At 63.9% G+C, this 23,577-nt stretch carries 18 protein-coding genes, 1 tRNA gene and 1 pseudogene; 17 read left to right on the top strand and 3 right to left on the bottom strand.

Annotated elements, in window-relative coordinates; all coding sequences use genetic code 11:
- Window positions 1-45 precede the first annotated feature (45 nt).
- The 16 genes and pseudogenes from nuoG to FJ423_RS34750 form a co-directional block, all read left to right on the top strand.
- The gene (gene nuoG / locus FJ423_RS05635) at window positions 46-2,127 is read left to right on the top strand and encodes an NADH-quinone oxidoreductase subunit NuoG (RefSeq protein WP_140839936.1); all 2,082 of its coding nucleotides are present in this window, start codon (window positions 46-48) and stop codon (window positions 2,125-2,127) included.
- A 2-nt stretch (window positions 2,128-2,129) separates the two neighbouring features.
- Window positions 2,130-3,173 carry an NADH-quinone oxidoreductase subunit NuoH gene (gene nuoH / locus FJ423_RS05640; RefSeq protein ID WP_095764865.1) on the top strand — a complete coding sequence of 348 codons (1,044 nt, stop codon included), beginning with the start codon at window positions 2,130-2,132 and terminating at the stop codon, window positions 3,171-3,173.
- Window positions 3,173-3,664 carry an NADH-quinone oxidoreductase subunit NuoI gene (gene nuoI, locus FJ423_RS05645; RefSeq protein WP_095764866.1) on the top strand — a complete coding sequence of 164 codons (492 nt, stop codon included), beginning with the start codon at window positions 3,173-3,175 and terminating at the stop codon, window positions 3,662-3,664. Before nuoH ends, nuoI begins: the two co-directional genes overlap by 1 nt.
- Before the next feature lie 229 nt (window positions 3,665-3,893).
- Window positions 3,894-4,514 carry an NADH-quinone oxidoreductase subunit J gene (locus FJ423_RS05650; RefSeq protein WP_140545674.1) on the top strand — a complete coding sequence of 207 codons (621 nt, stop codon included), beginning with the start codon at window positions 3,894-3,896 and terminating at the stop codon, window positions 4,512-4,514.
- Window position 4,515: 1 nt separating this feature from the next.
- Entirely contained in the window at window positions 4,516-4,824 is a 309-nt protein-coding gene (gene nuoK, locus FJ423_RS05655) for an NADH-quinone oxidoreductase subunit NuoK (RefSeq protein WP_027168992.1), read from the top strand.
- Between the two features lie 11 nt (window positions 4,825-4,835).
- On the top strand, window positions 4,836-6,809 hold the full coding sequence (nuoL, locus tag FJ423_RS05660; protein ID WP_140839938.1) for an NADH-quinone oxidoreductase subunit L: 1,974 nt from the start codon (window positions 4,836-4,838) through the stop codon (window positions 6,807-6,809).
- Window positions 6,809-8,314 carry an NADH-quinone oxidoreductase subunit M gene (locus FJ423_RS05665; protein WP_140839940.1) on the top strand — a complete coding sequence of 502 codons (1,506 nt, stop codon included), beginning with the start codon at window positions 6,809-6,811 and terminating at the stop codon, window positions 8,312-8,314. The genes nuoL and FJ423_RS05665 overlap by 1 nt, the downstream gene beginning before the upstream one ends.
- Before the next feature lie 14 nt (window positions 8,315-8,328).
- On the top strand, window positions 8,329-9,765 hold the full coding sequence (gene nuoN, locus FJ423_RS05670) for an NADH-quinone oxidoreductase subunit NuoN (protein WP_140839943.1): 1,437 nt from the start codon (window positions 8,329-8,331) through the stop codon (window positions 9,763-9,765).
- A 4-nt stretch (window positions 9,766-9,769) separates the two neighbouring features.
- Window positions 9,770-10,591: a biotin--[acetyl-CoA-carboxylase] ligase gene (locus FJ423_RS05675; RefSeq protein WP_140839945.1), complete on the top strand. Its 822-nt coding sequence runs from the start codon at window positions 9,770-9,772 to the stop codon at window positions 10,589-10,591.
- 96 nt (window positions 10,592-10,687) lie between these two features.
- Window positions 10,688-12,358: a ribonuclease J gene (locus FJ423_RS05680; protein WP_140839947.1), complete on the top strand. Its 1,671-nt coding sequence runs from the start codon at window positions 10,688-10,690 to the stop codon at window positions 12,356-12,358.
- A 151-nt stretch (window positions 12,359-12,509) separates the two neighbouring features.
- The gene (mce, locus tag FJ423_RS05685; RefSeq protein WP_140542006.1) at window positions 12,510-12,914 is read left to right on the top strand and encodes a methylmalonyl-CoA epimerase; all 405 of its coding nucleotides are present in this window, start codon (window positions 12,510-12,512) and stop codon (window positions 12,912-12,914) included.
- The gene (locus tag FJ423_RS05690; RefSeq protein ID WP_095764873.1) at window positions 12,911-13,195 is read left to right on the top strand and encodes a DUF1467 family protein; all 285 of its coding nucleotides are present in this window, start codon (window positions 12,911-12,913) and stop codon (window positions 13,193-13,195) included. The genes mce and FJ423_RS05690 overlap by 4 nt, the downstream gene beginning before the upstream one ends.
- A 574-nt stretch (window positions 13,196-13,769) precedes the next feature.
- A complete protein-coding gene (proS, locus tag FJ423_RS05695) occupies window positions 13,770-15,098 on the top strand; it encodes a proline--tRNA ligase (protein ID WP_140839949.1) in 1,329 nt (442 codons plus the stop codon).
- Complete coding sequence (locus FJ423_RS05700; protein WP_140839951.1) at window positions 15,095-16,381, top strand: lipoprotein-releasing ABC transporter permease subunit; 1,287 nt, start codon at window positions 15,095-15,097, stop codon at window positions 16,379-16,381. Before proS ends, FJ423_RS05700 begins: the two co-directional genes overlap by 4 nt.
- The gene (locus FJ423_RS05705) at window positions 16,378-17,061 is read left to right on the top strand and encodes an ABC transporter ATP-binding protein (protein ID WP_181164814.1); all 684 of its coding nucleotides are present in this window, start codon (window positions 16,378-16,380) and stop codon (window positions 17,059-17,061) included. Before FJ423_RS05700 ends, FJ423_RS05705 begins: the two co-directional genes overlap by 4 nt.
- 1,256 nt (window positions 17,062-18,317) lie before the next feature.
- Window positions 18,318-18,563, top strand: a pseudogene (locus tag FJ423_RS34750) (site-2 protease family protein); the annotation flags it as partial.
- 6 nt (window positions 18,564-18,569) lie between these two features.
- Here FJ423_RS34750 and lipB read toward each other — a convergent pair.
- Entirely contained in the window at window positions 18,570-19,313 is a 744-nt protein-coding gene (gene lipB / locus FJ423_RS05715) for a lipoyl(octanoyl) transferase LipB (protein WP_140840104.1), read from the bottom strand.
- A gap of 238 nt (window positions 19,314-19,551) precedes the next feature.
- On the opposite strand from lipB, the gene FJ423_RS05720 reads away from it, so the two are divergent.
- Window positions 19,552-19,636, top strand: a tRNA-Leu gene (locus FJ423_RS05720).
- 150 nt (window positions 19,637-19,786) lie between these two features.
- Here the strand turns inward: FJ423_RS05720 and FJ423_RS05725 are convergent.
- Window positions 19,787-22,468, bottom strand: coding sequence for a phosphoenolpyruvate carboxylase (locus FJ423_RS05725; protein WP_140839953.1), 2,682 nt, complete (start codon window positions 22,466-22,468; stop codon window positions 19,787-19,789).
- Between the two features lie 197 nt (window positions 22,469-22,665).
- On the bottom strand, window positions 22,666-23,565 hold the full coding sequence (sucD, locus tag FJ423_RS05730) for a succinate--CoA ligase subunit alpha (protein WP_140839955.1): 900 nt from the start codon (window positions 23,563-23,565) through the stop codon (window positions 22,666-22,668).
- Window positions 23,566-23,577: the final 12 nt, after the last annotated feature.

The following is a 23,577-nucleotide window of genomic DNA, read 5'->3' on the forward strand; positions in this document are numbered from 1 at the left end:
GCCCGGAAGGATAGATTGCGGGACATCCGCAGAGGTTTGAGGCGAATGGCAAAGCTAAAGGTCGACGGGAAAGAGATCACGGTACCCGACCATTACACGCTGCTGCAGGCGGCCGAGGACGCCGGCGCGGAAGTGCCGCGCTTCTGCTTCCACGAGCGGCTGTCGATCGCTGGCAATTGCCGCATGTGCCTGATCGAGGTGAAGGGCGGTCCGCCCAAGCCGCAGGCCTCCTGCGCCATGGGCGTGCGCGACCTGCGCCCGGGCCCGAATGGCGAGCCGCCGGAAATCTTCACCAACACGCCGATGGTCAAGAAGGCCCGCGAAGGCGTGATGGAGTTCCTGCTGATCAACCATCCGCTCGATTGCCCGATCTGCGACCAGGGCGGCGAATGCGATCTGCAGGATCAGGCAATGGCCTTCGGCGTCGATTCCTCGCGCTATCATGAGAACAAGCGCGCGGTCGAGGACAAGTATATCGGCCCGCTGGTCAAGACGGTGATGAACCGCTGCATCCATTGCACGCGCTGCGTCCGCTTCACCACCGAGGTCGCCGGCATTTCCGAGCTCGGCCTGATCGGCCGCGGCGAGGATGCCGAGATCACCACCTATCTCGAACAGGCGATGACGTCGGAGTTGCAGGGCAACGTCATCGATTTGTGCCCGGTCGGCGCGCTGACCTCCAAGCCGTTCGCCTTCCAGGCGCGGCCGTGGGAACTGACCAAGACGGAATCGATCGACGTCATGGACGCGGTCGGCTCGGCGATCCGCGTCGACTCCAGAGGCCGTGAAGTGATGCGCATCCTGCCGCGCGTCAACGAGGCGGTGAACGAGGAGTGGATATCCGACAAGACCCGTTTCATCTGGGACGGCCTGCGCACGCAGCGCCTAGACCGCCCTTACGTGCGCAAGAACGGCAGGCTCGTTTCGGCAAGCTGGGCGGAAGCCTTCGCCGCGATCAAGGACGAGGTTGCAAAGACCGCACCCGAGCGGATCGGCGCCATCGCCGGCGATCTCGCCGCGGTCGAGGAAATCTACGCGCTCAAGCTGCTGATGGCCGCGCTCGGCTCGAAGAACATCGACTGCCGCCAGGATGGAGCAGCGCTCGACCCGTCGCTCGGCCGCGCCAGCTATATCTTCAACCCGACCATCGAAGGCATCGAGCAGGCCGATGCGGTGCTGATCATCGGCGCCAATCCGCGCTTCGAGGCCTCGGTGCTCAACGCCCGCATCCGCAAGCGCTGGCGCGTCGGCAATCTGCCGGTCGGCGTCATCGGCGAGATCGGCGATACACGCTACGACTATGAGCTGATCGGCGCCGGCCCGGAATCGCTCAAGGACCTTGCCGACGGCAACGGCAAGTTCTTCGAGGTGCTGAGCAAGGCCACGCATCCGCTGATCATCGTGGGCCAGGGCGCGCTGGCGCGCACCGACGGCGCAGCGGTGCTCGGCCAGGCAGCCAGGCTCGCGGCTGCCGTCAACGCGGTCACAGCCGAGTGGAACGGCTTTGCGGTGCTGCACAACGCAGCGGCAAGAGTCGGCGGCCTCGATGTCGGCTTCGTGCCGGGCGAGGGCGGCAAGAACGTCGCCGGCATGTTGGGCGAGACCGATGTGCTCTTCCTGCTCGGCGCCGACGAGATCGACATGGCCAAGACCGGCGGCGCCTTCGTCGTCTATATCGGCACGCATGGCGATGCCGGCGCGCACCGCGCCAATGTCATCCTGCCGGCCGCGGCCTATACCGAGAAGTCGGGCACCTATGTCAACACGGAAGGCCGCGTGCAGCAGACCAACCGCGCCGGCTTCGCCCCTGGCGAGGCGCGCGAGGACTGGGCGATCCTGCGGGCGCTCTCCGACGTGCTCGGCAAGAAGCTGCCCTTCGATTCGCTGGCGCAGCTGCGTGCCAAGCTCTATGGCGAATTCCCGCATCTCGCCCGCATCGATCAGGTGCAGGCGGGCAGCGGCGACGACATCGCCAAGGTGGCGAAGCTCGGCGGCCGGCTTAACAAGGGCACGTTCACCTCGCCGGTGAGGGATTTTTATCTCACCAACCCGATCGCGCGGGCGTCGGCCGTGATGGCCGAATGCTCGGCGCTGGCCAAGAGCGGCTTCAAGCAGGCGGCGGAATAAGCATGGACACCTTCTTCTCCTTCTATGTGCTGCCGACGCTGCTGATCCTGTTGAAGTCGGTCGTGCTGATCGTCGTGCTTCTGATCGGCGTCGCCTATCTGCTTTATGCCGACCGCAAGATCTGGGCGGCGGTGCAATTGCGGCGCGGGCCGAACGTCGTCGGTCCGTGGGGAACGCTGCAGGCCTTCGCCGACCTTTTGAAATTCGTCTTCAAGGAGCCGGTGATCCCGTCGGGCGCCAACAAGGGCGTGTTCCTTCTGGCGCCGCTGGTGTCGGCGGTGCTGGCGATCTCGGCCTGGGCTGTCATTCCGGTCAATGAGGGCTGGGCGATCGCCAACATCAATGTCGGCATCCTTTATGTCTTCGCCATCTCCTCGCTCGAGGTCTATGGCGTGATCATGGGCGGCTGGGCGTCCAACTCGAAATATCCGTTCCTCGGCGCGTTGCGCTCGGCCGCGCAGATGGTGTCCTACGAAGTCTCGATCGGCTTCGTCATCGTCACCGTGCTGCTCACCGTCGGCTCGCTCAACCTCTCCGACATCGTCATGTCGCAGCAGGACGGTCTCGGCACGCGGCTTGGCCTGCCCAACACCTTCCTCGACTGGCACTGGCTGTCGCTGTTGCCGATGTTCGTGGTGTTCTTCATTTCCGCGCTTGCCGAGACGAACCGTCCGCCCTTCGACCTGGTGGAAGCGGAATCGGAACTCGTCGCCGGCCACATGGTCGAATATTCGTCGACGCCGTTCCTGCTCTTCTTCCTCGGCGAGTATGTCGCCGTCGTCCTGATGTGCGCGCTGGCGACCATCCTGTTCCTCGGCGGCTGGCTGCCGCCGTTCAACTTCGCGCCCTTCACCTGGATACCTGGGGTGATCTGGTTCGTGCTGAAGATCTGCCTGATGTTCTTCATGTTCTCCATGGTGAAGGCTTTTGTGCCGCGCTACCGCTACGATCAGCTGATGCGGCTGGGCTGGAAGGTGTTCCTGCCGATTTCGCTGTTCATGGTCGTCGCCACCGCGGCCTTCCTCAAGATCACGGGGTTTGCGTGATGTCCGCTCTGGCCCAGGCCGCAAAATCGCTGCTGCTGAAGGATTTCGTCAGCGCCTTCTTCCTGTCGATGCGCCAATTCTTCGCACCGAAGGAAACGATCAACTATCCGCATGAGAAGGGGCCGATCAGCCCGCGTTTCCGCGGCGAGCATGCGCTGCGCCGCTATCCGAACGGCGAGGAACGCTGCATCGCCTGCAAGCTCTGCGAGGCGATCTGCCCGGCGCAGGCCATCACCATCGAGGCCGGCCCGCGCCGCAATGACGGCACGCGCCGCACCGTGCGCTACGACATCGACATGGTGAAGTGCATCTATTGCGGCTTCTGCCAGGAAGCCTGCCCGGTCGACGCCATCGTCGAAGGGCCCAATTTCGAATTCGCGACCGAGACGCGCGAGGAGCTCTACTACAACAAGGAAAAGCTGCTCGCGAACGGCGATCGCTGGGAGCGGGAGCTGGCGCGCAACATCGCGCTGGATGCGCCGTATAGGTGATTAGCGTGCTTCTCCCCGTTTACGGGGAGAAGACGCCGGCAGGCAGATGAGGGGCCGCGCCAGCTTCTGGAAACTTGGCGTACCCCTCATCCGGCCCTTCGGGCCACCTTCTCCCTGTAAACGGGGAGAAAGAACAAGAAAGTGGACGTCGCAACGTCGTCCGTCTAAGGAACACGCGGTTTCGAACCGGAGGCGGGTCGGAGTCGGAATTTGGAACCCGGGGGAACCCATGCTGAGTGGACTAGAGGCGGCCTTTTTCTACCTCTTCGCCTTTATCGCCGTGGCGTCGGCCTTCATGGTCATTTCGTCGCGCAACCCCGTGCATTCGGTGCTCTTCCTGATCCTCACCTTCTTCAACGCCGCGGGTCTGTTCATGCTGACCGGCGCCGAGTTCCTGGCGATGATCCTGCTGGTCGTCTATGTCGGCGCGGTTATGGTGCTGTTCCTGTTCGTCGTCATGATGCTCGACGTCGACTTCGCCGAGATGAAAGAGGGCGCGCTGCAATACGCGCCGATCGGCGCGCTGGTCGGGCTGATCCTGGCGGCGGAGCTGATCGTCGTGCTCGGCGGCTACACATTTGCGCCGCAGCTCGCCTCGACGGTCGCCAAGGCGACGCCGGATCTCGCCACGCGCTCCAACACGGCGGCGCTCGGCGACATTCTCTACACGGACTACCTCTATTATTTCCAGATTTCCGGCCTGGTGCTGCTGGTCGCCATGATCGGCGCCATCGTCTTGACGCTGCGCCATAAGGAAGGCGTCAAGCGGCAGTCGATCGCCGCGCAGGTCGCCCGCACGCCGGCGACGGGCATGGAAATCCGCAAGGTCAAATCGGGCGAGGGCATCTGAGATGGTCGTCGGCATTGCACATTACCTGACGGTATCGGCGATCCTGTTCACGCTCGGCGTGTTCGGCATCTTCCTGAACCGCCGCAACATCATCGTCATCCTGATGTCGATCGAGCTCATCCTGCTTGCGGTCAACATCAACTTCGTCGCTTTCTCGGCGGCGCTGCATGACCTTGTCGGACAGGTCTTTGCCCTGTTCGTGCTGACGGTCGCAGCCGCTGAAGCCGCGATCGGACTTGCCATTCTTGTCGTCTTCTTCCGCAACCGCGGCTCGATCGCGGTCGAAGACGTGAGCGCGATGAAGGGTTGACGGGAACCATCATGTATCAGGCTATCGTCTTCCTTCCGCTGCTCGGCTTCCTGATCGTCGGCCTGTTCGGCAATTCGCTCGGCGCCAAGGCTTCCGAATACATCACCTCCGGCTTCCTGGTGATCGCGGCGGTGCTGTCGTGGGTTGCCTTCTTCACCGTCGGCTTCGGCCATGGCGAGGTGTTCACCGTGCCGGTGCTGCGCTGGATCCAGTCGGGCGGCATCGACGCCTCCTGGGCGCTCAGGATCGACACGCTGACGGTGGTTATGCTGGTCGTCGTCAACACCGTGTCGGCGCTGGTCCATATCTACTCGATCGGCTACATGCACTACGATCCGAACCGGCCGCGTTTCTTCGCCTATCTGTCGCTGTTCACCTTCGCGATGCTGATGCTGGTGACGGCCGACAACCTCATCCAGATGTTCTTCGGCTGGGAGGGCGTCGGTCTCGCCTCGTATCTGCTGATCGGCTTCTGGTACAAGAAGCCGTCGGCCAATGCCGCCGCCATCAAGGCTTTCGTCGTCAACCGCGTCGGCGACTTCGGCTTCGCGCTCGGCATCTTCGGCGTGTTCGTGCTGTTCGGTTCGGTCAATCTGAGCACCGTGTTCGCCAATGCCGCATCCTTCCTGCCGGCCGAAGGCGCGCCGGCGGGTGCTGCCGTGCTCACCTTCCTCGGCCAAGCGCTCGACAAGCAGACGGCGCTGACGGTGGTCTGCCTGCTGCTCTTCATGGGCGCCATGGGCAAGTCGGCGCAGGTGCCGCTGCACACTTGGCTGCCGGACGCGATGGAAGGCCCGACGCCGGTCTCCGCGCTCATCCACGCGGCGACCATGGTGACCGCCGGCGTGTTCATGCTGGCGAGGCTTTCGCCGCTGTTCGAGCTTTCGCATTCGGCGCTGACCGTCGTCACTTTCATCGGCGCATTCACCGCCTTCTTCGCGGCGACCGTCGGCCTCGTCCAGAACGACATCAAGCGCGTCATCGCCTATTCGACCTGCTCGCAGCTCGGCTACATGTTCGTGGCGCTAGGCGTCGGCGCTTATGGCGCGGCGATCTTCCACCTTTTCACGCACGCCTTCTTCAAGGCGCTGCTGTTCCTCGGCTCCGGCTCGGTCATCCATGCCGTGTCCGACGAGCAGGACATGCGCAAGATGGGCGGCCTGCGCAGGCTCATCCCGGCGACCTACTGGATGATGATCGTCGGCACGCTGGCGCTGACCGGCGTCGGCATTCCGGCAACGGTGATCGGCACTGCCGGCTTCTTCTCCAAGGACGCCATCATCGCGACCTCCTTCGCCAGCCACAATGCGGTCGCCGGCTTCGCCTTTATCCTGCTGGTGGTCGCCGCCTGCTTCACCAGCTTCTATTCCTGGCGGCTGATCTTCATGACCTTCCACGGCGAGCCGCGCGCCAGCCACGAGGTCATGCACCATGTCCACGAATCGCCGCCGGTGATGCTGGTGCCGCTCTATGTGCTGGCCGCCGGCGCGCTGTTTGCCGGTATCATCTTCCACGGCGCCTTCATCGGCGAGGGTTACGCCGAATTCTGGAAGGCTTCGCTGTTCACGCTGCCGGAAAACCACATCCTGCATGAGATCCACGAATTGCCGCTCTGGGTAGAGCTCGCCCCGTTCGTCGCCATGCTGATCGGCCTCGCGGTGGCCTGGAAATTCTATATCCGCTCGCCGGAACTTCCCCGAAGCGTCGCCGCCAATCATCGCCTGCTTTATGCATTCCTGCTCAACAAGTGGTATTTCGACGAGCTCTACGACTTCCTGTTCGTGCGGCCGGCGAAGCGCCTCGGCAGGTTCCTGTGGAAGACCGGAGACGGCGCCGTCATCGACGGCCTCGGCCCCGACGGCATCTCGGCGCGCGTCGTCGACGTCACCAACAGGGTCGTCAAGCTGCAGACCGGCTATCTCTATCACTATGCCTTCGCCATGCTGATCGGCGTGGCCGCTCTCGTCACCTGGATGATGCTCTGATGACCGACTGGCCAATCCTCTCGCTGGTCACCTTCCTGCCGCTGGTTGGTGTTCTGCTCATCCTGTTCATCAGCGACGACAGCGAAAACGCGCGCCGCAACATCCGCGCCATCGCATTCATCACGACGGCGTTCACCTTCGTGATCTCGCTGTTCATCTGGACGGGCTTCGACAATTCGCAGGCCGGCTTCCAGTTCGTCGAGAAGCACGCCTGGCTGGATTCGGGCATTTCCTACCACATGGGCGTCGACGGCATCTCGATGCTGTTCGTCATCCTGACCACCTTCCTGATGCCGCTTTGCATACTGGCCTCCTGGGATGCGATCGAGAAGCGGGTCAAGGCCTATATGATCGCCTTCCTGATCCTCGAGACGCTGATGATCGGCGTGTTCTGCGCGCTCGACATCGTGCTGTTCTACGTCTTCTTCGAGGCTGGCCTGATTCCGATGTTCATCATCATCGGCGTCTGGGGCGGCAAGCGGCGCGTCTATGCCTCGTTCAAGTTCTTCCTCTACACGCTCGCCGGCTCGGTGCTGATGCTGCTCGCCATCATGGCGATGTTCTTCCAGTCGGGCACCACCGACATTCCGACGCTTCTGACGCATAATTTCCCGGCCAACATGCAGACCTGGCTGTGGCTCGCCTTCTTCGCCTCCTTCGCGGTGAAGATGCCGATGTGGCCGGTGCATACCTGGCTGCCGGACGCCCACGTCGAGGCGCCGACCGCCGGTTCGGTGATCCTGGCCGGCATCCTGCTGAAGATGGGCGGGTACGGCTTCCTGCGCTTCTCGCTGCCGATGTTCCCGGAGGCGTCGGCGATGTTCGCGCCGCTGGTGTTCACGCTCTCGGTCGTCGCCATCATCTACACCTCGCTGGTGGCGCTGATGCAGGAGGACATGAAGAAGCTGATCGCCTATTCGTCGGTCGCCCATATGGGCTTCGTCACCATGGGCATCTTCGCGATGAACCAGGAAGGCGTGCAGGGCGCGATCTTCCAGATGCTCAGCCACGGCCTCGTCTCGGGCGCGCTGTTCCTGTGCGTCGGCGTCATCTACGACCGTATGCATACGCGCGAAATCGACGCCTATGGCGGTCTCGTCAACAACATGCCGAAATACGCCACCGTGTTCATGATCTTCACCATGGCCAATGTCGGCCTTCCCGGCACCAGCGGCTTCATCGGCGAGTTCCTGACCATGCTCGGCGTGTTCAAGGTCAACACCTGGGTGGCGTTCTTCGCCGCCACCGGCGTCATCCTGTCGGCGGCCTACGCGCTGTGGCTCTATCGCCGGGTGATCTTCGGCGCGCTGACCAAGGATAGCCTGAAGAACCTGCTCGACCTTTCGCCGCGCGAGAAGGCGATCGTCTACCCGCTGGTGGTGCTGGTCATCTTCTTCGGCGTCTACCCGGCGCCGGTGTTCGACGCGACGGCCCAGTCGGTCAAGACGCTCGTAACCAACGTCACCGCATCCATCAATTCCGCGCAGACCGCGGCGGCGAACTGACTGGGGAATAGACCATGACGCCGGACCTTCTCTCCAGCCTTTCGCTCTCGACGCCGGAGCTGATCCTCGCCGTCGGTGCGCTGGCGCTCCTGATGATCGGGGCCTATTCGCGCTCCAACAGCACCATGACCGTGACCGGCCTGGCCGTCCTCGTGCTGGTGGTGACCGGCCTCTGGCTTGGCTTCTCCGGCACGCAAGGCGCTGCTTATGGCGGCGCCTTCGTGCAGGATTCCTTCAGCGCCTTCATGAAGATGCTGGCGCTGATCGGATCGGCGGTGACGCTCGTCATGTCGATGCGCTTTGCGCGCCAGGAGCATTTCGACAAGTTCGAATTCCCGGTTCTGGTGTTGCTCTGCACGCTCGGCATGATGCTGATGATTTCGGCCAACGGCATGATCGGGCTTTATCTCGGGCTCGAGCTGCAGTCGCTGGCGATCTATGTGCTGGCGGCGATCAACCGCGACAATCTGCGCTCGACCGAAGCCGGCCTGAAATACTTCGTCCTTGGCGCCCTGTCGTCGGGCATGCTGCTCTACGGCATCAGCCTCGTTTACGGCTACACCGGCAATACCGGTTTCCAGGAAATCGCGACGGCTCTTGGCGGCGGCGAGCGCCAGCTCGGCCTGGTCTTCGGCCTGGTGTTCGTGCTGGCAGGCCTCGCCTTCAAGATCTCGGCCGTGCCGTTCCATATGTGGACGCCGGACGTCTATGAGGGCGCGCCGACGCCGATCACCGCCTTCCTGGCAGCCGCCCCGAAAATGGCGGCGATGGCGCTGATCGTGCGCGTCACCATGGGCGCCTTCAAGCCGATCGCCTCGGACTGGCAGCAGATCGTCGTCTTCATCTCGATCGCTTCGATGGCGCTTGGCGCCTTCGCGGCCATCGGCCAGACCAACATCAAGCGCCTGATGGCATATTCCTCGATCGGCCATATGGGCTATGCGCTGGTCGGCCTTGCCGCCAACAGCCAGGCCGGCGTGCGCGGCGTCGCCATCTACATGCTGATCTATCTGGTGATGACGCTCGGCACCTTTGCCTTCATCCTGGCCATGCGGCGCAAGGAAGGCAATGTCGAGCAGATCAGCGATCTTTCCGGTCTCGCCTCGACCAATCCGATCATGGCCACCATCCTCACCGTCCTGATGTTCTCGCTGGCCGGCATTCCGCCGCTCGCCGGCTTCTGGGGGAAGTGGTACGTGTTCCTCGCCGCCATCAACGCGCATCTCTACGCGCTGGCGATCATCGGCGTGCTGGCCTCGGTGGTGGGCGCCTATTATTACCTGCGCATCATCAAGATCATGTGGTTCGACGAGCCGGTCGGCGGCTTCGTGCCGATGGCCAGCGAGCTGCGCCTCGTGCTCGGCGTCAGCGGCGCCTTCGTGCTGTTCTACGTGCTGATCGGCGGGCCGATCGGCAGCTATGCCGAAGCCGCCGCCAAGACCTTCTTCTGACGGGATGGCGTTTCGGCTGGCTCCAACCGCGGCGTCGGAGGGGTTCCGGCTCGAGGCGCATGACAGCGTCGGCTCGACCAATGCGCTGGCGCTGGAACACGCGCGCGCCGGCGATCCCGGCAAGCTCTGGGTCGTTTCGAAGAAGCAGGAAAGCGGCCGCGGCCGCCGCGGCCGTGTCTGGGCAACGCCCGAAGGCAATCTCGCGGCGACGCTGCTTCTGGTTCCGGGTGGCGAGCTCCGGCTTGCCGCGACGCTCGGCTTCGTCGCGGGGCTTGCGCTGGCCGACGCTCTCGACGCCGTCGTGCCGAAGGGCCGGATCGCCGTCGCCGTCGACGGCGCGAGCCAGGGCCGCAACCGCTTCGAATTGAAATGGCCGAACGACGTGCTGGCGTCGGGCGCCAAGCTTGCTGGCATCCTGTTGGAATCGGCGATGCTCGAGGGCGGCCGCTTTGCCGTCGCCATCGGTATCGGCGTCAATGTCGTGGCTTACCCCGAAGATTTGCCTTATCCGGCGACGTCGCTGCGGGCGCTGGGCGCCACATGCGATGCCGAAATGCTGTTCCTGGCGCTTTCGGATGCCTGGAGCGAGAATGCCAGGCTGTGGGATGACGGGCGCGGGCTCGATGCCATCAGAAAGCGCTGGCTTGCCCGCGCGGCAGGGCTCGGCGGTGAGGTTGCTGTCAGAATTGACGGCAATGTGGTGCGCGGCGTCTTCGAAACCATTGACGAGGACTGCCGTTTCGTGATCCGCGACGATGAGGGATCGGTTTTGACGATCGCGGCCGGCGACGTGCATTTCGGCGCGGTCGCCTCGGCCCGGGTATAATTTTGTTTTTGTGCAATTCCGTACGGAAAGCCGTGACACGCTTTTCCCGGGTTTGCGCCAACGGCTTGGCCAAAGCGGCCAGGAAGGAAAGAATTGATGGCGAATAAGGAAAACGCCGAGCTCGTCTTCGCGCCGCTGGGCGGCGTCGGCGAGATCGGCATGAACTTCGCCCTTTACGGCTATGGGCCCGCCGATGCGCGCGAATGGATCATCGTCGATGTCGGCGTCACCTTTCCGGACTCGGCACATCCCGGCGTTGATCTCATCCTGCCCGATACGCGCTTCATCGAGGAGAATATCGACGGCCTGCGCGGCATCGTCATCACCCATGCGCATGAGGATCATTACGGGGCGCTGCTCGATATCTGGCCGAAGCTTAAAGTCCCGGTCTGGATGACGCCGTTCACCGCCGGCCTGCTCGAGGCCAAGCGACAGGGCGAGCAGGGCGCGCAGAAGATACCGGCGTCGATCTACCGGGGCGGTGAGAAATTCACCATCGGACCTTTCGAGATCGAGGCCATTCCCGTGGCGCATTCGATTCCCGAGCCGATGTCGCTGGCGATCACCACGCCCGCCGGGATCGTCATCCACACCGGCGACTGGAAGATAGACCCGGCGCCGACGATCGGCCCGAAGACCGACGAGGCACGCTTCCGCGCCTATGGCTACAAGGGCGTGCTGGCGCTGATCTGCGATTCCACCAACGCGCTGAGGGAAGGGGAGTCGCCGTCGGAAGTCGCTGTCGGCGAAGGCCTCAAGGGTGTCATTGAGAGCGCGAAGGGGCGCGTCGCGGTCACGACCTTCTCCTCCAATGTCGGGCGTATCGTCTCGATCGCCAAGGCGGCACGCGATGCCGGCCGGCAATGCCTTGTGCTCGGCCGATCGCTGAAGCGTGTTATCGATGTGGCGGGCGAGCTCGGCTACATGGACGGGCTGCCGGAGTTCATCGCCGAGGAGGACTATGGCTATATCCCGCGCGAGAACCTGGTGATCATCTGCACCGGCAGCCAGGGCGAGCCGCTGGCGGCGCTGGCAAAGCTTTCACGCGACGAGATGAAGTCGGTGGCGCTGACGGCCGGCGACACGGTGGTGTTTTCCTCGCGCACCATTCCCGGCAACGAAAAGGGAATTCTCGAGATCAAGAACCGGCTGATCGATCTCGGCATGAAGATCATCGAGGACGGCGACGCGTTGGTGCATGTCTCCGGCCACCCGCGCCGCAGCGAATTGCGCAAGATGTATGAATGGGTGCGGCCGCAGATCGGCGTTCCCGTGCATGGCGAGGCGGCGCATCTGGTGGCGCAGGGCTCGCTGATGTCGATGTCGGGCATCGGCCAGGTGGCGCAGGTGCGCGACGGCGACATGCTGAGGCTCTGGCCAGGGCCGGCGACGATCATCGACCAGGTGCCGTTCGGGCGGCTCTACAAGGATGGCTCGCTGATCGGCACCGACCAGGCGATGGGCATACGCGACCGCCGCAAGCTTTCATTCGCCGGGCATGTCGCGGTCAATGTCGTGCTCGACGACAAATATGAGCTTGCCGGCGACCCCGACCTGGTGGCGATCGGCGTCGCCGAAGCGGACGCCCGCGGCGAGACGCTGGAGGATCTGATGCTCGATGCGGCAATCGGCGCGGTGGACTCCATTCCGCGTCAGCGCCGAAAAGACCTCGACCTGGTCCAGGAGGCGGTGCGCCGCGCAGTGCGCGGCGCCGCCAACGAAGCTTGGGGCAAGAAGCCGCTGGTGACGGTGTTCGTCACGCGGTGACGAACAAGGGAGTAGGGGAGTAGGGGAGTAAGGCAGTAAGGCAGTAGGGCAGTAGGGCAGTAGGGAAAGGGCGATAGATTTGTATACGCCGAGATTTTTCCCTACTCCCTTACTGCCCTACTCCCTTACTCCCCTAAAAGCGGAGCGCTTTATGCTTGGACGTCTGAACCATGTCGCGCTTGCTGTGCCGGATCTGGCCGCGGCAATGGCAGCCTATCGGGATACGCTGGGCGCGCGGCTGAGCGAGCCGCAGGCGCTGCCGGAGCATGGTGTGAGCGTGGCGTTCGTCGATGTCGGCAACACCAAGATCGAGTTGCTGGAACCGCTGGGCGAGGCATCGCCCATCGCCGCGTTCCTCGAGAAGAACCCTTCGGGCGGCATGCATCACGTCTGCTATGAGGTCGACGATATCCTAGCCGCCCGCGATCATTTGAAGCAAAGCGGCGCGCGTGTGCTTGGCGACGGCAATCCGAAGATCGGCGCGCATGGCAAGCCGGTGCTGTTCCTGCATCCCAAGGATTTCTTCGGCACGCTGGTCGAACTGGAGCAGGCATGAACTGGATCCTGTTCGCCGCGCTGTTCTTCGTCACCTGGTGGCTGGTGCTGTTCGTCGTTCTGCCGTTCAGCCTGCGCACCCAGGACGACGACCAGGATGTCACGCTTGGCACCGTTTCCAGCGCACCGCGCGGCCCGCACATGCTGCGCGCCTTCGCCCGCGCGACGATCGTGACGGTGGTCGTGATGGGCATTCTCTACGGCCTGACGATGGGCCTGGGATTCAGCTTCGACGATATCATGCGGATCATGCCGGACTTTAGTCCGAATGCCCATCACTGACGCTGAAGATACAGTCTCCGCAAGTATTAAGCAGCATACGCGCGCCAAGGTTGAATTCGGAAGCCGGCTTCCGAATTCGACGGCTAACCGTGGCTGACGCTGTTTGGCAGATGATCGCGCTAAGCAGATGATTGCACAAAAAAAATGCAAGGCACAAGGCCTTGCAATTTAAACGCGTCCGATCCGTTTCCGGTGTCCGGCGGCAGCGAGTTACCGCGCCTAGATCGCATCCTCCCAAGACTTTGACCGCGTAGGAGAGCAGATTTTTCTCCGCCCTCTCGGTTATCGGCGCACACTAGACCAAGGCAGGTGAAAATGTCACGAAGAATTTTGCCTCGAAACAGGCAATATCGTGCTGCACTGCACAATAGTGCGGCAGGGCTTGCTTGTGAATCGATCAAATAGCCATTTGCGGCACTTTGCAGCCAAAATCGCCTTTTTGGTAAGGTGCAGAAGGCCCGATACTTTGGGGCACTCGGGTTTCCATTCGGCCATGAAATGGCTATGAAGCCCGGGCAAGCAGCCTCGGTTGCGCCGATTCCCCGCGCCGCCATTTTCACTCACGGACCAGTCCATGCGTTTGTCGCGCTATTTCCTGCCCATTCTCAAAGAAAATCCCCGCGAGGCCGAGATCGTCTCGCATCGGCTGATGCTGCGCGCAGGCATGATCCGCCAGCAGGGGCAGGGCAGCTTTTCGTGGCTACCGCTCGGCAAGCGCGTGCTGGACAAAGTCTGCCAGATCATCCGCGAGGAACAGAACCGCGCCGGCGCGCTGGAAATCTTGATGCCGACCATCCAGTCGGCGGATCTTTGGCGCGAAAGCGGCCGTTACAACGACTACGGCAAGGAGATGCTGCGCATCAAGGACCGCCAGGACCGCGACATGCTCTACGGGCCGACGAACGAAGAGATGGTCACCGAGATTTTTCGCGCCTATGTGAAGTCCTACAAGGACCTGCCGCTCAACCTCTACCACATCCAATGGAAGTTCCGCGACGAGGTGCGCCCTCGCTTCGGCGTCATGCGCAGCAGAGAGTTCCTGATGAAGGACGCCTATTCCTTCGACCTCGATTTCGAGGGCGCCAAGGCCGCCTACAACCGCATGTTCGTCTCTTACCTCAGGACGTTTACACGTATGGGCCTGCAGGCCATTCCGATGCGCGCCGACACCGGTCCGATCGGCGGCGATCTCAGCCATGAGTTCATCATCCTGGCCGAGACCGGTGAGAGCCAGGTGTTCTGCGACCGCGCTTATCTGACGCTCGACGTGCCGGGCGCCGGCACCAACTTCTCCAACGACGCCGAGATCGGCGATATCGTGAAGAAGTGGACGACGCCTTATGCCGCCACCGACGAGATGCATGACGAGGCGGCCTGGGCGAACGTTCCGCCAAGCGAGCAGGTCTCGGCGCGCGGCATCGAGGTCGGCCATATCTTCCACTTCGGCGAGAAATACTCCAAGCCGATGAACGCCAAGGTGACCGGCCCCGACGGCAAGGACCATTACGCCTCGGGCGGCTCCTATGGCATCGGTCCGTCGCGCCTGGTCGCGGCGATCATCGAGGCCAGCCATGACGAGAACGGCATCATCTGGCCGGAAGCGGTGGCGCCCTTCGATATCGGCCTGATCAACATGAAGGTCGGCGATGGCGAATGCGACCGCGTCTGCGCCGAGCTCTATGCGGCTCTGACTTCGGCGGGCAAGGACGTGCTTTATGACGACACCGACCAGCGTCCCGGCGGCAAATTCGCCACCGCCGATCTGATCGGCCTGCCGTGGCAGGTGATCGTCGGCCCGCGCGGCGTGGCCGCCGGCGAGGTCGAGATCAAGAACCGCAGGTCGGGCGAGCGCGAGACGCTGCCGATCGCCGAAGCCAAGAAACGCCTGGGTATCGCCGCATGAACGAGGCGGCGGCAGCGGCCAGGTCAGCGGCGGGCGCTTTCTCCGGCTTCGAGCGCATGGTGGCGTGGCGCTATCTGCGATCGCGCCGCAAGGAGACGGTGATCTCGGTCATCGCCTCGATCTCCTTTCTCGGCATCATGCTCGGAGTCGCGACGTTGATCGTCGTCATGGCCGTGATGAACGGTTTCCGCGCCGAGTTGCTGACCCGCATCCTCGGCGTCAACGGCCATCTCATCGTGCAGCCGCTCGATTCGCCGCTGGAGGATTACGCCCAGGTGGCGAGCCGCATCAACGGTGTTTCGGGCGTCAAATACGCCATCCCGCTGATCGACGGCCAGGTCCTGGCGCAAGGCAATGTCGGCGGCGGCACGGGCGCCTTGGTGCGCGGCATCCGCGGCGAGGACCTCGGCAAGATTTCGATCGTCGCCAGCAACATCAAGCAGGGCACGCTCGACGGTTTCGACACCGGCGACGGCGTGGCGATCGGCAAGCGCATGGCCGAAAGCCTCGGGCTGGTGCTCGGCGACACGATCACGCTGATCTCGCCGGACGGCGACGTGACGCCGCTCGGCACCACGCCGCGCATGAAGGGCTACAAGGTGGCGGCGATCTTCGAGGTCGGCATGTCGGAATATGACAGCTCGATCGTCTATATGCCGTTCTCGGAAGCGCAGCTCTATTTCAACATGGACGGGCGAGCCCAGACCATCGAGATTTATGTCGACAATCCCGACAATGTCGACGCGCTGAAGCCGCTGGTCGAGCAGGCGGCGCAGCGGCCGGTCGACCTCGTCGACTGGCGACAGCGCAACGAGACCTTCTTCTCGGCGCTGCAGGTCGAGCGCAACGTCATGTTCATGATTCTCACTCTGATCGTGCTGGTGGCGGCGCTCAACATCATTTCCGGCCTCATCATGCTGGTGAAGGACAAGGGCCACGACATCGCCATCCTGCGCACGATGGGCGCCTCGCGCGGCGCGATCCTGCGCATCTTTCTGATGACGGGCGCGGCGATCGGCGTCACCGGCACGATCGCCGGCGTGCTGCTCGGCGTCGTCATCTGCCTCAACATCGAATCGATCCGCCAGTTCTTCTCCTGGATGACCGGCAGGATCCTGTTCAATCCCGAGCTCTATTTCCTCAGCCAGTTGCCGGCGAAGATGGATCCGCGCGAGACGACCTATGTCGTCATCATGGCGCTTGGCCTGTCGTTCCTCGCGACGGTGTTCCCGGCCTGGCGGGCCGCCCGGCTCGATCCCGTCGAAGCCTTGAGGTACGAATGATGGCCGAGGCCATTATCGAGTTGAAGGGCGTCGAGCGGCACTACGTCCAAGGGCCGCGCAAGCTCACCATTCTGAACGGCGCCGACTTTTCGCTCAGGCGCGGCGAGATGGTGGCGCTGGTGGCGCCGTCGGGCACCGGCAAGTCCACCCTTTTGCACACGGCGGGGCTATTGGAGCGGCCCGATGCGGGCGATGTGATCCTCGCCGGCCGTGCGTGCGGACGGCTGTCGGACGAGGAGCGCACCGCGATCCGCCGCAACGACGTCGGCTTCGTCTATCAATTCCATCATTTGCTGCCGGAGTTCTCCGCGCTCGAGAACATCATGATGCCGCAGCTGATCAAGGGGCTCGGCCGCAAGGAAGCATCCGAGCGGGCGGCGCAGCTCCTCGACTATATGCAGATCGGCAAGCGCGCGCAGCACCGGCCGGCCGAGCTTTCCGGCGGCGAGCAGCAGCGCGTCGCCATTGCCCGCGCCGTTGCCAACGCGCCGCTGGTGCTCCTGGCCGACGAGCCGACCGGCAATCTCGATCCGGTCACCGCCTCCTATGTGTTCGATGCGCTGGAGGCGCTGGTCAGGCAGTCGGGCCTCGCGGCGCTGATCGCCACCCACAACCATGAGCTCGCCGGACGCATGGACCGGCGCGTGACGTTGGCTGAAGGCAAGGTCGTGCCGCTATAGGCCAATGTCGTCATCCTAGGGCGAAGCTCCGCGAAGCGGAGCGAAGACCCTAGGATCCATTCCGTTACCTCTGCCGAAGAATGCGACGCCGCAGAGGGGGCAGAGGGGCTTTTAGAAGCCTTGTTCCGCACCGTAGCGAAGCATCAATCTCACGGAATGGATTCTAGGGTCTGCGCGCGTCGCTTCGCTCCTTGCTCCGCCCTAGAATGACGAAGCCATCGGCGTGTTGGCTAATCGCAAACGGCTGCGGTGTGCCCGCGGAGCAAGGCCCTCAACCTTTCCTTAACCCTGCCCAAACGGATCGCCCGAAATCAATCTGGCACGCCTCCGACGGTCGTTGACATTCGAACAAAATTAGAACAAATTACGAACACAGCAACAACAGGAGAGAGTTATGAGCGATCTTGTTCAGGACGTCGTTTCACTGGTTTGCATGAGCACCTTTCTCGTTTCCATGGCGATCTGGATCGGCGCCATGTGATCAGGCGGTTTCGCCGCCTGTACGGGACGGGCAGATGCCCGCCCGTTGTTAAGTCTTTCTTGGCCGCGCTGCCGCTAGGCTGTTCCTTCAAGACGGGGAGCCAAGGCAAGTGTCGGTCATCGTCACGGTCACGCTCGTGGCCGGCAATCTCGGACTGATCTTTCTTTTGATGACCGTGCCGCTCGGACTGCGCACGGTGACGGTCAGCCGCGTGATCAAGGCCGACCGCAATTGCCTTTGGCAGGCGCTGTGGCCGTTCGGCAGCGACGCCGGCTGGTCGGGCGAAATCCTTGCCGCCGAACCCCTGGATAGCGAAGGGACGGCGCTGATCCGGCTCTCCTGGGAAGGACGGGACGGCCGGCCGATCGACCGCAAGGCGCGGCTCGAGGATGTGAGGGAGGGAAGCTACTTCTCGATGACCGTCATCGAGGACACGGCGCTCGATCCCTCGTTCTGGGCGAACTATCGCGAGACCGCCGAGCTTGTGCCGGAAGGCGAGGCCGTGCGAGTGACGCTCACCCAGACCGACCGCTATCGCGGTGTCGCGTTCCTGATCTTCCGTTTCTTCGCCATGCGTCGCGAATTGCGCAAGCTCGACGTCTGGGCGGCGACGGGCACTTATCGCAGGGGCGGCTGGTTCGAGCATCCGCTGAGCCAGGTCGGCTTCGCCGCGCTTTCGGCCCTGATCCTGTGGCCGTTCTTCGGGCTCAATCTTGGCGGCCTGGCGCTGGCGGCGATCCTCATCTCGGTGGTCGCCCTGCACGAGCTTGGCCATATGGCCGCCTTCCGCCTGACGGGGCATCGCCGCGCGCGGATGATCTTCATTCCGCTGCTGGGCGGCATCGCCATCGGCGGCAGGCCCTATGACAGCCGCTTCGAGGTCGCCTTCGTGGCGATTATGGGCGCCGGCTTCTCCGCCTTCCTGGTGCCGGTGCTGATCGCCGCCAGCGGCTTCGCCAATGGCGAAGGACATCGGCTGGCCGCCATGCTTTTGGCCACGCTTGCCGGCTGCGCGTGGCGGAGCGGCTTAGCTAGCCTTGCGAGCGGGCTCAGCGACCGGAACGGCGGCAGGTCCGAACACATCCTCGAACGCAGCTTTCAGCGCGAGGTCGAGATCGGCCATGGTGACGGGCAGCCCGAGATCGACAAGGCTGGTCACGCCATGGTCCGAGACGCCGCAGGGCACGATGCCGCTGAAATGGCCGAGATCCGGCTCGACATTGATGGCGATGCCGTGAAAGCTCACCCAGCGCCGCAGCCGGATGCCGATGGCCGCGATCTTGTCCGCGGCGGGCGTGCCGTCCGGCAGGGCGGGCCGGTCCGGCCGTACCACCCAGACGCCGACGCGGTTCTCGCGCCGCTCGCCGCGCACGTTGAAGGCGGCGAGCGTGGCGATGATCCATTGCTCGAGCGCCGCGACGAAGGCGCGCACATCCTCGCGCCGGCGTTTCAGGTCGAGCATCACATAGGCCACGCGCTGGCCGGGACCGTGATAGGTATATTCGCCGCCGCGCCCGGCGGCAAAAACTGGAAACCGGTTGGGATCGATCAGGTCATCGATTCGCGCGCTGGTTCCGGCGGTGTAGAGCGGCGGATGCTCGACCAGCCAGACCATCTCGCCGGCGGCCCCGCTGCGGATCGCCTCGGCGCGCGCCTCCATGAAGGCGAGCGCATCCGGATAAGACGTGAGGCCGGGTTCGATCACCCATTCCACCGGCGCCGAACCAGGCAAAGGAAGGAACGACGTGGCGATCTGGCTGCGTTCTGTCATGGAACTTTCTCGATGCTCCTCTCATATGGCGGCAATCGGCCAAAACGTCCAGTTCCGCCAGTGTGAAGCCGAGCCGCGGAGGCTTGTGCCAGCCGCTTTGCCTGATGCACGTCGTCCTCCCAAACCTCTGCGCACTTGTGGGCGATACGCATTCGCGAATATTCCGCTCGGCGCACTTGTTTCGCCGGAAACGATTTGCTACAGGCCCCGGGCCGGACGGTTCCGGCTCCTACCACGTGCGGTCGTGGCGGAATTGGTAGACGCGCAGCGTTGAGGTCGCTGTGGGGCAACCCGTGGAAGTTCGAGTCTTCTCGACCGCACCATTCTCCCCAAAAGCCTGTCGAATTTGGCATCGGCGAGCGATCGTTCTCGTCGCTGCCGGCGGTAGACCAAAGCGAAGCGGCGGCGGGCCATGAGACCGCACCGCCGCTGATGCTTGACGCGAGGCAATTCCGGCAACGGGCAAACCGAGCCTACCCCGTCCACCCCAGACCGGCCGAGATGCAGTTGATCGAGACGAGCAGGGCGTCGGTCGCCCGCCTTTGATCTGCGCCTGTGCCTGCCCGAACTTCGCGCAGCAGATTGACCTGCAGCCGGTGGATGTCGTGCATCTGCCGGCGCAGATTGTCGAAACGCCTTTTGAACATCGGAAAGCGCGCGGAAAGGTCGCCTCCCGTAAGGTCGCCGATCAGGCGTCGCGTCAGCTCGTATTCGGCGGCGATGCGGGCGTGGATTCTTGCCGCCGCATCGCTGTCGGACACCAGGTCGGCATAGAGCCGTGCAATCTCCATGTCGGACTGGTAGAGCGTCTTTTCGGCCTCGTCGACGATCAGGCGGAAAAAGCGCGAGTGCTCGAACATGCGGGTCAGAAGCTCGCGCCCGGCCTCGCCGCGCACCGTGACGAACGCGCTCAGCGCGCTGCCGATGCCGTACCAGCCGGTCAAGAGATGTCGGTTCTGGCTCCAGGCGAACACCCATGGAATGGCGCGCAGGTCGGCAATGCCGCTGGCGCCGAAACGGCGATCCGGCCGTGAGCCCATTTTCAAGAGCGCCAGTTCGGCAACCGGGCTCGCCTGATTGAAATAATCCAGGAAGCCCGGCTCGGCCATCAATCCGGCATAGGACGCCTGCGACATGCCGGCGAGCGCTTCCAGCGCTTCGTCGAACTCCGGCGATTCCTTTTGCCTGGCATCGCCGGGCGATCGGATCCCGTGCGCTAGCACGGCGGCGGCGAGAACCTCAAGCTGGTTGAGGCCGGTGCCGCGATTGGCAAATTTCGACGAAACGACCTCGCCCTGTTCGGTCACCCGCATGGTTCCGCCGACCGTTCCTTGCGGCTGCGCCGCGATCGCGCGGCCGGTCGGCGCGCCGCCCCGGCTGACCGAGCCGCCGCGGCCGTGAAAGAATCCGATCCTGACCTTGTGCTTGCGCCCGATCGCGGCGAGGCGCTTCTGCGCCTTTGCCAGTTCCCAATTGGAAGCGAGGAATCCGCCATCCTTGTTGGAGTCCGAATAGCCAAGCATGATTTCCTGGCGCGCGCCGAAATCCCGCACCGTGCGCCGCACAAGGGAAACGTCGAGCAATGCGTTCAGGACGCCCGGTGCAGCCTGCAGGTCGGCGATGGTCTCGAACAAGGGCACGATCCGCAACCTGATCGAGCCGTCGCCGCCGGGCGCGGTAGAGAGCCCGCAACATTGAGCCAGCAGATAGACCGCGAGCAGATCGTCGGCCGAGCGTGTCATGCTGAGCACGAAAGAGCCGACCGCATCGGCATCGGAGCCCGAGATCTGCTTGGCGATAACCGAGAATGTCGAAAGCAGCTCGGCAGCTTCTTGCGAGAGCCGTGCTTCGTCGATCTCCAGCCGCTCGCCCTGGCTGAGCGCCGCGCGGATGCGCGCCGACCATTGCGGCGTGCCGGCGGCGATCGGATCGGCGGCGTCTATCAGCGCAAACAGCTCGGCCAGCACCCGGTTGACGACTGTGGAGTTCTGCCGGATGTCGAGCGAGACGGTGCGGAAGCCAAAGCTGCCGACCTGCCAAACGAGCGGCTGGATGAAACGCCTGGCGACCGCGCGGCCGCCGATCGCTTCGAGGACTGATGAGAGGGCGTTGAGATCGGCGCGAAACGCCTCCGCCGAGGGGTAGGCCGCCTTGCCGCCGTCACGCGTGGCGACCAGCCGGGCCAGCAGGGCCGAAGCGAACTGGCGCAGCGGTTCGTCAGGGTTGCGGGCGGCTATCTCTTGCGCCTCTCCACTCTTATCCAGCGCTGTCTGCAGCACCGGCCTGAAGCCGGCCGGCAGCTCGATGACGTTCGAACTGGCGCTGAGCACCGTCACCAGCCGCTGCACCTGCGCCAGATACCAGCCTATGGCGGTGTTGCGGTATTCGGCCATGGCGTAGGCGGTGACTTCGGCCGTCACGTTCGGATTACCGTCGCGGTCGCCACCGATCCAGGAGGCATAGCGCATGAAGGAAGGAATTCGGATCGGCTCGCCCGGATAGTGGCGCTCGCAGGCGCTCTGAAGCTTGCCATAGAGCTGCGGCGTTGCCTCGAAGATGACTTCGCGGAAGAAATGCAGTCCCCAGGCGATCTCGCGCTCGACCGTCGGCCGCTCCAGCCGCAACTCGCCGGTCATCCACAAAAGCTCGATCTCGCTTTCCAAGTCGGCGACCAGGAGATCGCGTTCGCGCGGCGCCCAGCGCGGCTGATCGAGCTCGGTCAGCTTGCGATAAATGCGGCGGTGGATCTCCAGCACCGTGACGCGTTTGGCCTCCGTCGGATGCGCGGTCATGGTCGGGCCGACGCAAAGTTCGTCGAGCATCGCCTGGACATCGTCCGCCGAGTGGCCGCTCGCCGCCATCTCGGCAATCACGCTGGCGAAGGAGCCAGGCACTTCGTCGGCACCCGTGCCTTGCTCGAGCTCGCGCCGCGCCCGCATGGCAAGCAACTCGTCGACAATGGTCAGCAACTGGAACCACACGCCGCTCGCCTGGAGCGCCGGGATGCGCTGCTCGGGAGCCAGCGAGACGAGTGACCTGCGTCCGTTCAGGACTGCGGCGATCTCGGGCTCACGCGCGCTTGCGACCCGAAGCAGCAGGCGCAACAGCAGGCTGCGCTCGTCCTCACGAAATTTGATGGGTTTGCTCTGTTCCAAAGCCGCTTTCCCGATCGTAAGCCGATTTGCCGCCGCGCTGCTAAGCAGTTGTTTTCAGGCAATCCCGGACGGCCGCAGCGCACGTTTCCTGGGATTGCCCTTCATAGGGCAGCGCCGAGCGCACGGGCCGACGACCGTCGAGGAGGCCGGCCCGAAACAGGCTTCACATCCTGTCGCGATTCTCGCCTGGTCGGCCGTCACGCCGCCTTCTTCGTCCGCGCCAGCGTATCGGCCACAACTTCGCCGAAGGAGGCGGGGGTCGGCACGATGACGACGCCGGCTTCCTTCAGGATCTCGACCTTTTCCTGCGCCGACTCGCCGAAGGCGGAGATGATCGCGCCGGCATGGCCCATGCGGCGGCCCTTCGGGGCGGAGAGGCCGGCGATATAGGCGATCAGCGGCTTCCTCATATTGTCGCGCGCCCAGATCGCGGCTTCGGCTTCCTGCGGGCCGCCGATCTCGCCGATCATCACCACGGCGTCGGTGTCGTCGTCGCGCTCGAAGAGCTGCAGGATGTCCTTGAAGGACGAGCCGTTGATCGGATCGCCGCCGATGCCGACGCTGGTCGACACGCCGATGCCCAGCGTCTTCATCTGCGAGGCGGCCTCGTAGCCCAGCGTGCCGGAACGGCCGACAATGCCGACGCGTCCCGGCAGATAGATGCTGCCCGGCATGATGCCCATCAGCGCCTGTCCGGGCGTGATGACGCCGGCGCAGTTCGGGCCGACCAGGCGCATGCGATCCTCGAAGCGGTAGCGGCGCATGTAGCGCTTGACCTGCATCATGTCCTGCGAGGGGATGCCGTCGGTGATGCAGACGCAAAGCTTGATGCCGGCGTCGGCCGCTTCCATGATCGAATCGGCGGCGAAGGGCGGCGGCACGAAGACGATGCTGGCCTCGGCGCGGGTCTCGCGCACGGCGCCCTTGACAGTGTTGAAAACGGGCAGGCCGAGATGCGTCTGACCGCCCTTGCCGGGGGTGACGCCGCCGACCAGCTTGGTTCCATAGCGCTTCATGTCATCGGCATGGAAGCTGCCGATCTTGCCGGTGAAACCTTGCACGATGACGCGCGTGCTGCGGTTGAGCAGGATTGCCATTTCTCGACCTCC

This window comes from Mesorhizobium sp. B2-8-9, assembly GCF_006439475.1.
Classification (GTDB): domain Bacteria; phylum Pseudomonadota; class Alphaproteobacteria; order Rhizobiales; family Rhizobiaceae; genus Mesorhizobium.

Coding starts and splice junctions, on each gene's coding strand:
- nuoI (WP_095764866.1), top strand. CDS start 3,173: ATGTCCGCTCTGGCCCAGGCCGCAAAATCGCTGCTGCTGAAGGATTTC.
- proS (WP_140839949.1), top strand. CDS start 13,770: ATGCGTTTGTCGCGCTATTTCCTGCCCATTCTCAAAGAAAATCCCCGC.
- FJ423_RS05700 (WP_140839951.1), top strand. CDS start 15,095: ATGAACGAGGCGGCGGCAGCGGCCAGGTCAGCGGCGGGCGCTTTCTCC.
- FJ423_RS05665 (WP_140839940.1), top strand. CDS start 6,809: ATGACCGACTGGCCAATCCTCTCGCTGGTCACCTTCCTGCCGCTGGTT.
- FJ423_RS05690 (WP_095764873.1), top strand. CDS start 12,911: ATGAACTGGATCCTGTTCGCCGCGCTGTTCTTCGTCACCTGGTGGCTG.
- FJ423_RS05705 (WP_181164814.1), top strand. CDS start 16,378: ATGATGGCCGAGGCCATTATCGAGTTGAAGGGCGTCGAGCGGCACTAC.
- nuoG (WP_140839936.1), top strand. CDS start 46: ATGGCAAAGCTAAAGGTCGACGGGAAAGAGATCACGGTACCCGACCAT.
- nuoH (WP_095764865.1), top strand. CDS start 2,130: ATGGACACCTTCTTCTCCTTCTATGTGCTGCCGACGCTGCTGATCCTG.
- nuoL (WP_140839938.1), top strand. CDS start 4,836: ATGTATCAGGCTATCGTCTTCCTTCCGCTGCTCGGCTTCCTGATCGTC.
- FJ423_RS05680 (WP_140839947.1), top strand. CDS start 10,688: ATGGCGAATAAGGAAAACGCCGAGCTCGTCTTCGCGCCGCTGGGCGGC.
- FJ423_RS05675 (WP_140839945.1), top strand. CDS start 9,770: ATGGCGTTTCGGCTGGCTCCAACCGCGGCGTCGGAGGGGTTCCGGCTC.
- FJ423_RS05650 (WP_140545674.1), top strand. CDS start 3,894: ATGCTGAGTGGACTAGAGGCGGCCTTTTTCTACCTCTTCGCCTTTATC.
- lipB (WP_140840104.1), bottom strand. CDS start 19,313: ATGACAGAACGCAGCCAGATCGCCACGTCGTTCCTTCCTTTGCCTGGT.
- nuoK (WP_027168992.1), top strand. CDS start 4,516: ATGGTCGTCGGCATTGCACATTACCTGACGGTATCGGCGATCCTGTTC.
- sucD (WP_140839955.1), bottom strand. CDS start 23,565: ATGGCAATCCTGCTCAACCGCAGCACGCGCGTCATCGTGCAAGGTTTC.
- mce (WP_140542006.1), top strand. CDS start 12,510: ATGCTTGGACGTCTGAACCATGTCGCGCTTGCTGTGCCGGATCTGGCC.
- nuoN (WP_140839943.1), top strand. CDS start 8,329: ATGACGCCGGACCTTCTCTCCAGCCTTTCGCTCTCGACGCCGGAGCTG.